Source organism: Streptomyces scabichelini, from assembly GCF_011045015.1.
GTDB lineage: Bacteria > Actinomycetota > Actinomycetes > Streptomycetales > Streptomycetaceae > Streptomyces > Streptomyces scabichelini.
In genome coordinates, this window is record NZ_JAAKZY010000284.1 from 1 (window position 1) to 12,070 (window position 12,070).

At 69.6% G+C, this 12,070-nt stretch carries 10 protein-coding genes; 7 read left to right on the forward strand and 3 right to left on the reverse strand.

Annotated elements, in window-relative coordinates:
• The first annotated feature begins 177 nt into the window (after positions 1 to 177).
• Together G5C60_RS45780 and G5C60_RS45785 are read left to right on the forward strand one after the other, a co-directional pair.
• Positions 178 to 1,347, forward strand: a complete 1,170-nt coding sequence (locus tag G5C60_RS45780) for a hypothetical protein (protein ID WP_165269382.1) — start codon at positions 178 to 180, stop codon at positions 1,345 to 1,347.
• 74 nt (positions 1,348 to 1,421) lie between these two features.
• The gene (locus tag G5C60_RS45785) at positions 1,422 to 2,747 is read left to right on the forward strand and encodes a hypothetical protein (RefSeq protein WP_165269384.1); all 1,326 of its coding nucleotides are present in this window, start codon (positions 1,422 to 1,424) and stop codon (positions 2,745 to 2,747) included.
• Between the two features lie 210 nt (positions 2,748 to 2,957).
• Here the strand turns inward: G5C60_RS45785 and G5C60_RS45790 are convergent, their stop codons facing one another.
• Positions 2,958 to 4,454 (reverse strand): oligopeptide:H+ symporter, encoded by a 1,497-nt coding sequence (locus G5C60_RS45790; RefSeq protein ID WP_165269368.1) that lies wholly within the window; start codon positions 4,452 to 4,454, stop codon positions 2,958 to 2,960.
• 237 nt (positions 4,455 to 4,691) lie between these two features.
• Between G5C60_RS45790 and G5C60_RS45795 the strand changes: the two genes are divergently transcribed.
• Both G5C60_RS45795 and G5C60_RS45800 read left to right on the forward strand, forming a co-directional pair.
• Positions 4,692 to 5,369, forward strand: coding sequence for a response regulator transcription factor (locus G5C60_RS45795; RefSeq protein WP_141311399.1), 678 nt, complete (start codon positions 4,692 to 4,694; stop codon positions 5,367 to 5,369).
• A 189-nt stretch (positions 5,370 to 5,558) separates the two neighbouring features.
• Positions 5,559 to 6,839 carry an ATP-binding protein gene (locus G5C60_RS45800; protein WP_165269370.1) on the forward strand — a complete coding sequence of 427 codons (1,281 nt, stop codon included), beginning with the start codon at positions 5,559 to 5,561 and terminating at the stop codon, positions 6,837 to 6,839.
• Positions 6,840 to 6,913: 74 nt separating this feature from the next.
• Here G5C60_RS45800 and G5C60_RS45805 read toward each other — a convergent pair whose 3' ends face one another.
• Positions 6,914 to 7,471 carry a GtrA family protein gene (locus G5C60_RS45805; RefSeq protein WP_165269372.1) on the reverse strand — a complete coding sequence of 186 codons (558 nt, stop codon included), beginning with the start codon at positions 7,469 to 7,471 and terminating at the stop codon, positions 6,914 to 6,916.
• 142 nt (positions 7,472 to 7,613) lie between these two features.
• Here G5C60_RS45805 and G5C60_RS45810 point away from each other — a divergent pair, with 142 nt between their 5' ends.
• The 3 genes from G5C60_RS45810 to G5C60_RS45820 are packed head-to-tail and all read left to right on the forward strand — an operon-like array spanning position 7,614 to position 10,586.
• Positions 7,614 to 8,840 carry a 5-(carboxyamino)imidazole ribonucleotide synthase gene (locus G5C60_RS45810; protein ID WP_241267556.1) on the forward strand — a complete coding sequence of 409 codons (1,227 nt, stop codon included), beginning with the start codon at positions 7,614 to 7,616 and terminating at the stop codon, positions 8,838 to 8,840.
• Positions 8,837 to 9,370 carry a 5-(carboxyamino)imidazole ribonucleotide mutase gene (gene purE / locus G5C60_RS45815; RefSeq protein ID WP_165269376.1) on the forward strand — a complete coding sequence of 178 codons (534 nt, stop codon included), beginning with the start codon at positions 8,837 to 8,839 and terminating at the stop codon, positions 9,368 to 9,370. The genes G5C60_RS45810 and purE overlap by 4 nt, the downstream gene beginning before the upstream one ends.
• Positions 9,371 to 9,374: 4 nt before the next feature.
• The gene (locus tag G5C60_RS45820; protein WP_165269378.1) at positions 9,375 to 10,586 is read left to right on the forward strand and encodes a membrane dipeptidase; all 1,212 of its coding nucleotides are present in this window, start codon (positions 9,375 to 9,377) and stop codon (positions 10,584 to 10,586) included.
• A gap of 96 nt (positions 10,587 to 10,682) precedes the next feature.
• On the opposite strand, the gene G5C60_RS45825 is transcribed toward G5C60_RS45820, so the two are convergent.
• Positions 10,683 to 11,864 carry a THUMP-like domain-containing protein gene (locus G5C60_RS45825; RefSeq protein ID WP_165269380.1) on the reverse strand — a complete coding sequence of 394 codons (1,182 nt, stop codon included), beginning with the start codon at positions 11,862 to 11,864 and terminating at the stop codon, positions 10,683 to 10,685.
• Positions 11,865 to 12,070 lie beyond the last annotated feature (206 nt).

The window sequence follows — 12,070 nt, forward strand, 5'->3', positions numbered from 1 at the left end:
GGCGGCGGGCGGGCTCGTGCTGTGTGCGGGCGGCGCCGGTTGGTTCGTACGACGTCGAAGGCGCACCGAGGACTCCGGCGGGCCCGGTGATTCCGGTGGGCCCGAACAGCCGCGTACGGAAGTCGAGTTGACGGGAGCGGTGACGTGAGCGGGAAGGTGCGGATTCCGGCGGTGGCAATGGCGACGGCGGTGGCAATGGCGGTGCTCGCGCTGCTTCTGCTCCCCTTGGGCGGGGTGTCTGCGGCCGCGGACGGGAAACCGGACGTCAAGCTGTCCAAGTCCCAGGCGGGGACGGGCGGTTCGATCACGGTGACCGGTACCGGATGGCGGTCCAAGGCCATCCTGATGATGCTGGTCTGCGGCCAGTCCTCACCCGACAGAGGCGTGATCGGCGGCACCAACTCCTGCGCCAACGCCGACGGTCGGGCCGTCACCACCGACTCGAAGGGCAGGTTCAGCAAGAAGCTGCCCGTCGTCGAGCCGCCCGAGCCGTGCCCGTGCGTGGTGCACGTCGCGACCGTGACCGGGGAGAAGGCGGCGGCGGACGCCGCGTTCCTGGTCGCCGGGCACGACGTCGAGCCGCTGCCGAAGGAGGCCACCGGCGGGCGGCTCTCGGTGCTCACCGACACCCGGCTCGACGGGTCGAGCGGCGTGCTGACCTGGTTCGGCGCGCCGCCGTCCCGCGACTTCGTCTTCACCGTCGGCAACGTGGGCTCCACCGCCGTCAAGGACCCGGTCTTCCAAGTCGGCACCTCCCACGGTGTGTTCGCCCCGCAGTGGGAGGAACAGCAGTGGCGCGGCACCATCGAGCCCGGCAAGAAGGCGCAGGTCGAGCTGCCCGTCGAGCTGTCGGCCGGCGCGCACGGCGAGTACACGGTCTCGGTGAAGTACGGCGGCAAGGTGCTCGCCGAACAACCGTGGGGCGTGGGCCGCCCCTGGGGCGTGACGCTCTTCTGGATCCTGCTCTGTGTCGTCGTACCGGCCGCGGTCTTCCGGATCGGGATGGCTGTGGTGGACCGCGTACGGCCGCAGAGGTCGAGGTCGCCTGGCCGATGGAGGTCGTCTCCCCGCTCGACGAGTGGGGGAGGACACGCCGGGCCGCGCCGGGGTCTGTGGCTGCCCGAAGTCACCGTACGCCTGCCGAAGTTGAGCCTTACGTCCACGGCGCCGTCCGACGCCGACAGAAGCAACAACAGCAGTAGCAATACCAGTGGCAACAGCAGTACAGATACGACCCCGACCTTGCCCTGGTTCACCCCGGACACCGATCCGGGGGCCGAGGCAGGCCAGCTCTCCGCACCGCACGAGAACAGTCCGACGACCCCGACCAGGAAGGGAAACACGTGAGCACGCAACGGAGAGTTCGGCCGGGAGGCGACCATGGCCGCGGCCGCAGAGCGAGCGCGGCCGGAGTCGCGCTGATGCTCGGCGGTGCGGGCATCCTGCTCGGTGTGACCGCGGCGCCCGCCCAGGCGGCCGAGGTGTCGTACAAGACCGAGTGCGTACCGCCCGCGATCTCCGGGATGGACCCGGTGCAGGGCACGACCCAGGTGGAGATCACCGCGCCCGCCGAGGCCAAGGTCGGCGACGAGGTCGAGATCACCTGGAAGTTCGTCCAGGCCGCCTCCAAGAACCCCGACATCATCGACCTGGAGAAGGACACGGTCCAGCCGACCGGGACGCTCAAGGCGGGCGGCGCGCAGACCGGGGAGATCGCGATGGAGGGGCCGCGGCAGAACCCCGCCATCCCCAAGAACAGCGACATGAAGCTGTCCGACATGAAGGGCAAGCTGAAGCTGACGGCAGCCGGTGAGGTCACGCTGACCCCGGACGCGTACAACGTCAACGTCAACAAGCCGATGTCCGCGGACACCAAGTGCACGCCGAAGGAGTCGGTGAAGCCGGCGGCGACGATCAAGGTGGGCGGGGGAGGCTCCGGCGGTACGACGGGCGGGCTGCCGACGGGTGTGCCGTCGCTGCCCACGGAGGTACCGACGGACCTGCCGACCGGGAGCGCGCCGCCGTCCTCTCCGTCCGATCCCTCCGCGAGCGCGACCGGGGGCGACAGCGGCGGCTCGTCGGACTCCGGCGGTTCCGGTGGTGGTCAAACCGACTTCACGGGCAAGGAGGTCGAGATCCCGTACGAGTGCAAGACGCCGATCGGGGACAAGAGCGCGACCTCGCCCGTGCAGATCGACGCCAAGAAGGACGGCGGGAACTACGGCCTGACGGTCCAGTTCAAGAAGTCGGTCATGGACAGCCCCGCGGACATTCCGGCGGACTCCGTGAAGCCGTCGATGGAGGTCGTGCTGGGCGGCGCGGACAAGGGCAAGGTGCGGGTGGAGGGCCCGACCAACTCGGAGCCGATCAAGTCGGGCGACCCGATCGAGATCCCTGATCTCAAGGGCACGTACAAGCCGGGCGCGGACGGTGAGTCGACGCTCTCGCCGGGTGTCCTGACGGTGGAGGCCCTGGGCACGACGACGACGTGTACGCCGGCCAAGAGCGAGGTCTCGCTGACGCTGGACACCGCGTCGCAGCCTGGTGGCGCTGCGGGCGGCTCAGGTTCCGGCTCGGGCTCCGGTTCTGGTACGTCGGGTGCCGGCTCCCAGTCCTCGGGCGGCGGTCTCGCCGACACGGGCTCCGACGACAACGGTCTGCTCCGGGCGCTCGGGCTGCTGGCGGGCACGACGATTCTGTTGGGCGGGGCGGTGTTCACGTTCATGCCGCGACGACGCATGCGCTAGCGCTCCGCTTGGAGGCCGTATGTGAGCTGCGGGCCCGTTGTGGCTGGTCGCGCAGTTCCCCGCGCCCCTGAAGGGGCGCGGTACCGCACCGGACTTCGGCAAGTCCGCCTAGCGGTTCTGTCCGGGAGGTCGTATGGGAACTGCGGGCCGGCTGTGGCTGGTCGCGCAGTTCCCCGCGCCCCTTAGGGGCGCCCCTAAAGGAGCGCGGCTTCAGCGGACGTCGCCCATCAGGGCCTTCACCTTGCTGCGGTACATCCACACCGCGACCCCGGCGACCGCCGCAAGCGTGGCCTCCAGGGCGACGATGCCCATCTTGTTGAGGTCGACGCCCGCGATGGAGAGCAGACCGGTCGTGGCGTCACCGGCGGTGACGGCCAGGAACCAGACGCCCATCATCTGGGAGGCGTACTTCGCGGGAGCCATCTTCGTGGTGACGGAGAGGCCGACCGGGGAGAGCGTCAGTTCACCGAGGGTCAGCACGAAGTAGAGCGCGACCAGCCACATCGCCGATGCCTTGTGACCGCCCTCGGCGATCGACAGCGGAGCGAGGAAGAGGAAGAACGACGCGCCGACCAGGACCAGGGCCGAGGAGAACTTCACGATCGTGCTCGGCTCCTTGCCGCGCCGGTTCAACGCCAGCCACGCCCAGGCGAAGACCGGAGCCAGCGCCATGATCATGACCGGGTTGACCGACTGGTACCAGGAGACCGGGAACTCCCAGCCGAAGACGCTGTTCTCGGCCGACGACTCGGCGAAGATCGACAGCGTCGAGCCGCCCTGGTCGTAGATCATCCAGAAGACGGCAGCGGCCACGAAGAACCAGATGTACGCCGACATCTTCGACTGCTCGACGCCGTCCAGCTCCTTGTCACGCTTGATGCGCGCGATGACCCAGACCGGGATGACCAGACCGGCCAGGGTCAGCGGAACCAGGAGCCAGTTCAGCGTGTAGTGGCCCGAGACACCGACCACCAGGTAGAAGACCGCCGTGGCGGCCAGCCAGATCAGCCCCTTGCGCAGGGTCGCGGCGCGCTCGGCGGCGGACAGCGGCGTCGGGACGAGGTCGCTGCGCTCGCTCAGATGGCGGCGGCCGATCAGGAACTGGGCCAGACCCAGCGCCATGCCGAGCGCGGCGAGCGCGAAGCCCAGGTGCCAGTCGACCGTCTCACCGACGGTGCCGATGATCAGCGGCGCAGCGAAGGCGCCGACGTTGATGCCGACGTAGAAGACGGTGAAGCCGCCGTCGCGACGCGGATCTGACGGGCCGTCGTAGAGATGGCCGACCATCGTCGAGATGTTGGCCTTGAGCAGACCGGAGCCGATCGCGACCAGGCCGAGTCCGGCGAAGAAGGTGCCGGCCGACGGCAGGGCCAGCGTCAGATGGCCGAGCATGATGATCAGGCCCGCGACCGCGACCGTCCTGCGAGGGCCGAGCACGCGGTCGGCGAACCAGCCGCCGGGCAGGGCGAGCAGGTACACGAGCGACAGGTAGACCGAGTAGATCGCCGTCGCCGTCGACGCGCTGAGGTGCAGGCCGCCCGGAGCGACCAGGTACAGCGGGAGCAGAGCCCGCATGCCGTAGTAGGAGAATCGCTCCCACATCTCGGTCATGAAGAGAGTGGCCAGTCCGCGGGGGTGGCCGAAGAAGGTCTTCTCGGAACCGGGGGTGCCCGGTGTAGCCGAGGCCTTCGTCAGGCTGGACGCCATGGTGGTTCCTTGCTGGTCGGGACGCGCCTGGCCCCGTGAGTCGCTATATATGTGTAGTCACCATACATATGGCAATGCCGCAAACGGAATGGCTTGAGGCGCGCATCACAGGTGAAAGGGCAGCTACAGCCGTCGATTCAAAGGTTCCTCACAGGGTCGCCTCCACAAGCCACAGGTGCGTACACAGATGCCGATCTTCCCCCACGACAGTTGTCCACAGCGGACTACCATCACTCCATGACCCGAGTACTGCTCGCCGAGGACGACGCGTCCATTTCGGAGCCGCTGGCCCGCGCCCTGCGCCGGGAGGGTTACGAGGTCGAGGTGCGCGAGGACGGCCCCACCGCGCTCGACGCCGGCATCCAGGGCGGCGTCGATCTGGTCGTGCTCGACCTCGGGCTGCCCGGTATGGACGGACTGGAAGTCGCCCGGCGGCTGCGTGCCGAGGGCCATACGGTGCCGATCCTCATCCTGACCGCGCGCGCCGACGAGGTGGACACCGTCGTCGGCCTCGACGCGGGCGCCGACGACTACGTCACCAAGCCGTTCCGCCTCGCCGAGCTGCTCGCCCGGGTCCGGGCCCTGCTCCGGCGCGGTGCCGCCGAGCCTCAGCAGCCGCCCGCCACGCACGGGGTGCGCATCGATGTCGAGTCGCACCGTGCGTGGATGGGTGACGAGGAACTTCAGCTCACGGCCAAGGAGTTCGATCTGCTGCGGGTGCTGGTGCGGGACGCCGGCCGCGTTGTCACCCGGGACCAGTTGATGCGGGAGGTCTGGGACACCACGTGGTGGTCTTCGACCAAGACCCTCGACATGCACATCTCCTGGCTGCGGAAGAAGCTCGGCGACGATGCGGCCAATCCTCGGTACATCGCTACGGTACGGGGCGTGGGGTTCCGCTTCGAGAAGAGCTGAGCGCTTCGCTGGGGTTGGCTTTGCCGCGTTGCCGCCGTTGTGCCTTTGCGGGATTGCGCGGCTGCGGGTTCGTTGTGGCTGGTCGCGCAGTTCCCCGCGCCCCTTCAGGGCACGCTCCTGGGCCGGAGCAGTACAGCGCCCGGGGGACACTGGTCCACGTAAGCTACCCGCCCCCGCCCGGAGGGCCCCGTGCGTCGCCGTCTTATTCAGTCCACCCTCGCTGTGGTCCTCGTCGTGATCGCCGTGTTCGGGGTCTCGCTCGTCATCGTCGAGACCCGGACGATCGGTGCCAGCGCCCAGGAACGCGTGGACCTGGAGGCGCTGCGGCTGGCGAGCATCGTCGACAGCCGCATTCTCGGCAACGAGCAGATCAACGCCGAGATCCTCAAGGACCAGGTCACGAACGACCGGTACGCGCGGATCGAGATCCCGGGCCGGGCCCCGATCGAGATCGGCACCAAGCCCACCGGTCACGTCACCCAGTCGAAGGTGGCCAAGGGCGAGGAGGGCGAGACGGTCAGGGTCGAGGAGCCGCGCTCCTCGGTCACCCGCGAAATCGGCCGTACGCTCCTGATCATCGCCGCGGTCGCCCTGCTCGCGGTGATCGCCGCCGTACTGCTGGCCGTACGTCAGGCCAACCGGCTCGCCTCACCGCTGACCGACCTCGCGGAGACCGCCGAGCGGCTCGGTTCCGGGGATCCGCGGCCGCGCCACAAGCGGTACGGGGTCCCGGAACTTGACCGGGTCGCGGACGTGCTCGACGGCTCCGCCGAGCGCATCGCCCGCATGCTCACGGCCGAACGCCGGCTGGCCGCCGACGCCTCCCACCAGCTCCGTACGCCCCTCACCGCGCTGTCCATGCGTCTGGAGGAGATCACCCTCACCGACGATCCGCACACGGTGAAGGAGGAGGCGACGATCGCTCTCGGCCAGGTGGAGCGCCTCACGGACGTGGTCGAGCGGCTCCTCACCAACTCCCGCGACCCCCGCACCGGCTCCGCCGTCACCTTCGACCTGGACGAGGTCATCAACCAGCAGCTGGCCGAATGGCGCCCGGCCTACCGCAGCGTGGGCCGCGCCATCGTCAGCTCGGGCAAACGCCATCTGCAGGCCGTGGGCACCCCCGGAGCGGTGGCCCAGGTCCTGGCGGCCCTGATCGAGAACTCCCTCATGCACGGCGGCGGCACGGTCGCCCTGCGCACCCGCGTCACCGGCAACCAGGCGGTGGTCGAGGTGACCGACGAGGGTCCTGGCGTCCCCGCCGAGCTGGGCTCACGCATCTTCGAGCGCGCCATCAGCGGCCAGAACTCCACGGGTATCGGCCTCGCCGTGGCCCGCGACCTGGCGGAAGCCGACGGCGGACGCCTCGAAATGCTCCAGGCCCAGCCCCCGGTCTTCGGCCTGTTCCTGTCGCGTACGCCGAAGAAGCGGCCGGCGACGGGGGAGGAGCCGGAGCCAATGGTGAGGTAGAGCTGAAGCAGCTGAAGCAGCTGAGCGGCCTGAGGTGGCTGGATGCCGGGCCGGTGAGGAGCCGGACGACAGGGTCAGCGCACGCGCTGGAACTGCCGGGTCGGGCGGTCTTCCTCCAGGAAGGACCCCGGCGCCAGGAACGATTCCGCGCTGGCCACGGCCTCGCGGGCCGGGAGCGTACGGAAGACCCAGGTGCGGTAGGACCAGAAGCGGAACAGCGTCGCGATACCGATGCCGGCGAACTTGAACACGTTGCTCTGCAGCGGGCTGTCGAAGCCGAGGCCGTACGTGGCGGCGTACAGAATGCCGTTCTCGATCACCAGGCCGACCGCGCTGAACAGCAGGAAGAGCGAGAGTTCCTTGGTGCGGCCGCCCTTGTCGCGGTCGCGGTACGTGAAATAGCGGAACCCTATGTAGTTGGAGATGATCGCGACGATCGTGGCGACCACACTGGCCCGCACGACCTGCAGGTCCGTGGTGCTGCGCACCAGGTTGAAGACGAGGAGGTTGACCAGCAGCCCCATGCCGCCGACCGCCCCGAACTTGGCGATCTCCCTCGTCAGCCGGTCGACGCGCTGACGTACGGCGCTGCGCGGCGCGGCATGTGCGCCGCGTGTACCACCTTTACCCATGGTGTCGCCCGGCCCCCGTCTCGTCGGATACGCCAACTTCGTCAACCTTCGTCGACTCGACCATGCTATCCAGCCCTTCCCGTCCAGTCCTGGGCAGAGCCCCTAGATGTGGCCAGGACGTGATGAACATGCGGATGTTTCGATGATCATGCGGGGGGCAGGGGCGTCCCGGCACGGCCGTTACCCTGGGTGCGTGACGTTCCCGGTAGTCGGCATGGTCGGCGGAGGCCAGCTCGCTCGTATGACACACGAGGCGGGCATCCCGCTCGGCATCAGATTCAAGCTCCTCAGTGACACGCCCCAGGATTCCGCGGCGCAGGTCGTCAGCGATGTCGTCGTCGGCGACTATCGCGACCTCGACACGCTGCGTGACTTCGCGCGGGGCTGCGATGTGATCACTTTCGATCATGAACACGTACCCACCGAGCACCTCCGGGCACTGGAGGCGGACGGTATCCCCGTACGCCCCGGCCCCGACGCGCTCGTGCACGCCCAGGACAAGGGTGTGATGCGCGCGAAACTCGACGCGATCGGTGTGCCGTGTCCACGCCACAGGATCGTGAGCGATCCGCAGGACGTGGCCGCGTTCGCGGCTGAAGGAGCCGGCGAAGGACACGGCGAAGGGGACGGTCAAGGGGACGGCTTCCCGGTCGTCCTGAAGACCGTCCGCGGCGGCTACGACGGCAAGGGTGTGTGGGTCGTACGTTCCGTGGAGGAGGCCGAGGACCCCTTCCGCGCCGGTGTCCCGGTCCTCGCCGAGGAGAAGGTCGACTTCGTACGTGAACTCGCCGCGAACGTCGTCCGTTCGCCGCACGGCCAGGCCGTCGCGTACCCGGTCGTGGAGTCCCAGCAGGTCGACGGCGTCTGCGACACGGTGATTGCCCCGGCTCCCGGCCTCCCCGCCGAGCGCGCGCTGGAAGCCGAGCAACTCGCCCTGAACATCGCCAAGGAACTCGACGTCATAGGCCACCTCGCCGTCGAGCTCTTCGAGACCCGCGATGGCCGCATCCTGGTCAACGAACTGGCCATGCGCCCCCACAACTCCGGCCACTGGTCCCAGGACGGCGCGATCACCTCCCAGTTCGCCAACCACGTCCGCGCGGTCCTCGACCTCCCCCTCGGCGACCCGCGCCCGCGCGCCCCCTGGACGGTCATGGTGAACGTCCTCGGCGGCGACTACCCCGACATGTACTCCGCGTACCTGCACTGCATGGCCCGCGACCCCCAGCTCAAGATCCACATGTACGGCAAGGACGTGAAGCCCGGCCGCAAGGTCGGCCACGTCAACACCTACGGCGACGACCTGGCCGACGTTCTCGACCGGGCCCGTCACGCGGCCGCCTATCTGAGAGGCACGATCACCGAATGACTTCACCCGCCGTTGGCATCGTCATGGGCTCGGACTCCGACTGGCCCGTCATGGAAGCGGCCGCGCAGGCCCTGGACGAGTTCGAGATCGCGTACGAGGTCGATGTCGTCTCCGCGCACCGGATGCCGCGCGAGATGATCGCGTACGGCGAGGAGGCGGCGGACCGCGGCCTCAAGGTGATCATCGCGGGGGCCGGGGGAGCCGCCCATCTGCCGGGCATGCTCGCCTCCGTCACGCCGCTGCCCGTGATCGGAGTGCCCGTGCCGCTGAAGCACCTGGACGGCATGGACTCGCTGCTGTCGATCGTGCAGATGCCGGCCGGGGTGCCGGTCGCCACCGTCTCCGTCGCCGGCGCGCGTAACGCCGGTCTGCTCGCGGCCCGGATTCTCGGCGCCCACGACGAGGAACTCCGCGGCCGTATGCGGGAGTTCCAGCAGGAGCTGAACGACCAGGCGACGGAGAAGGGCAAGCATCTGCGTGCCAAGGTCGAGGGCGCGGCGGGCGGCTTCGGTTTCGGTGCGGGGAGCTGAGGGCGTGGCGCCGACGACGTCCCTGGACGAAGCCCGGGAACTGCTGCGGGAGTTCCCGGTCGTCGACGGGCACAACGATCTCCCCTGGGCCCTGCGCCAGCAGGTCCGCTACGACCTTGACGCCCGCGACATCGCCACCGACCAGAGCGCGCACCTGCACACCGATCTGGGACGGTTGCGCGCGGGCGGAGTGGGCGCCCAGTTCTGGTCGGTGTACGTCCGCTCCGACCTGCCCGACGCCGTGCCCGCGACGCTCGAACAGATCGACTGTGTACGGCAGTTGATCGCACGTCATCCGGCGGACCTGCGGGCGGCGCTGACGGCCGCCGACATGGAGGCGGCGCGCGGCGAGGGCCGTATCGCCTCGCTGATGGGCGCGGAGGGCGGCCACTCGATCGCCAACTCCCTTGCCACGCTACGGGCGTTGTACGCGCTGGGCGTCCGCTACATGACGCTCACCCACAACGACAACATCGCCTGGGCGGACTCGGCGACGGACGAGCCGGGCGTGGGCGGCCTGTCGGCGTTCGGCCGCGAGGTGGTCCGGGAGATGAACCGTGAGGGCATGCTCGTGGACCTCTCGCACGTCGCGGCGACGACGATGCGCGACGCCCTCGACACGACCGTCGCGCCCCTGATCTTCTCCCACTCCTCCGCACGGGCCCTGTGCGACCACCCGCGCAACATCCCGGACGACGTACTGGAACGCCTGCCGGCCAACGGCGGTGTGGCGATGGTGACGTTCGTCCCGAAGTTCGTCCTTCAGGCGGCCGTCGACTGGACGGCGGCGGCCGACGAGCACCTGCGCGAGCACGGCTTCCACCCCCTGGACACCACGTCGGAGGCGATGAAGGCCCACCGCGCCTTCGAGGAGTCGCATCCGCGCCCCGTCGCCACGGTCACGACGGTCGCCGACCACCTGGACCACATGCGCGAGGTGGCCGGAATCGACCACATCGGCATCGGCGGCGACTACGACGGCACGGCGTTCACCCCCGACGGCCTGAACGACGTCTCGGGCTACCCGAACCTCATCGCGGAACTCCTGAACCGCGGCTGGTCGACCCCCGACCTCGCCAAACTGACCTGGCAGAACGCGGTACGGGTCCTGGGAGCGGCGGAGGACGTGGCGCGGGACGAGCGGTCCCGCAGAGGCCCGTCGAACGCGACGCTGGAGCAGCTGGACGGAAGCGCTCCGCTGGAGAACGGTTATTAACCTGCGGGCCGGTGGGGGCTGGTCGCGCAGTTCCCCGCGCCCCTATGGGGGCGCGGTACCGCACCGGGCTTAACCAAGGCCGCTTAGCGGCGGCTGTTACGCGGCCGGGTGCCCCAGCAGCATGGTCGGGGCGCCCTGCACCCGCGTCAGGAACACCGTGGCCGCGTTAGGCCCCTGCGGCTTCACTTTGCGGCGGAGTTCCTCCGGCTCGACCGCCGAGCCGCGCTTTTTGACGGTCAGCACGCCGACCTCGCGTTCGCGCAGCAACGCCTTCAACTTCTTCACGTTGAAGGGGAGTTGATCGGTGATTTCGTAAGCGGTGGCGTACGGCGTGGCAGTCAGGGCATCCGCGGTGACGTACGCGATCGTCTCGTCGAGCAGCCCTCCACCGACCTCCTCGGCGACCTCCGCGACGAGGTGCGCGCGGATGACGGCGCCGTCGGGCTCGTACAAGTACCGCCCCGGCGGCCGTACTTGAGGGTCGGGCAGCCCGCGGCCGCGAAGGCTGCGAGGCCCGGGCAACAGGGTGGCGCGCACGAGCCCGGGCTCGGTACCGAACCACAGCACGGCCTCTTTCACGTCCCCGGAATCCGAGACCCACTCGGCCTCCGCGTCGGCCGGAACCGCCTCGTGCGGAATCCCGGGCGCGATCTTGAGCGCGGCACGGGGCGCCTTGAGGGCGGCCTCGACGGCCCAGGAGAGGGGCGGCGAGTACGCCTCGGGATCGAAGACCCTTCCCCGTCCGCCCCGCCTGGCGGGGTCGACGAAAACCGCGTCGTACGAGGACGTGTCGACCTCGGTGACATCCGCCTCGTGGACCTCGATCAGGTCGCCGAGCCCGAGCACATCGGCATTCGCCCGCGCCACCGCGCAGGTCAGCGGATCGCGATCGACGGCCAGGACACGCACCCCGGCACGGGCGAGCGCGATCGCGTCCCCGCCGATGCCGCAGCAGAGATCGGCGACGGACCGTACGCCGAGCGCCGTGAAACGCTCCGCCCGGTACGCCGCGACCGTTGCCCGGGTCGCCTGCTCGACCCCGTTCGCCGTGAAGAACATCCGGCCGGCGTCCGCGCCCCCGAACTTCCCCACGGCCCGCTGCCGCCAGCGCGCCTGCGCGATGGCCGCGGACACGAGCTCGGCAGGGTGCTCCCTCCGCAGCCGCGTGGCAACGGCGAGCTCCTGCGCCGGTTCTACCTCCCGCACCTCGTCGAGCAGAAACCGTCCGCGGTCGGTGAGCAGCGCGGCGAAGGAGGCGACCGGGTCGTGATCGTTCACCGCTCCATTGTGGGCCAGTCGGTGGATGGTGCGCGCCCGGTGGCGGTGTCGGGGGCTCGTAGGGCCCGTGGCCTGTGAAGATCCGGGGCCATGCGACTAGTACGACAAAACGACAAAAACGGCAGAGGTGGGGAGACGGGGCAGAGCCGGCCGACAGGAACTGCCGACGGGGCTGCGGGGGTGGGGCCGACTGCGGGGATTGCGGG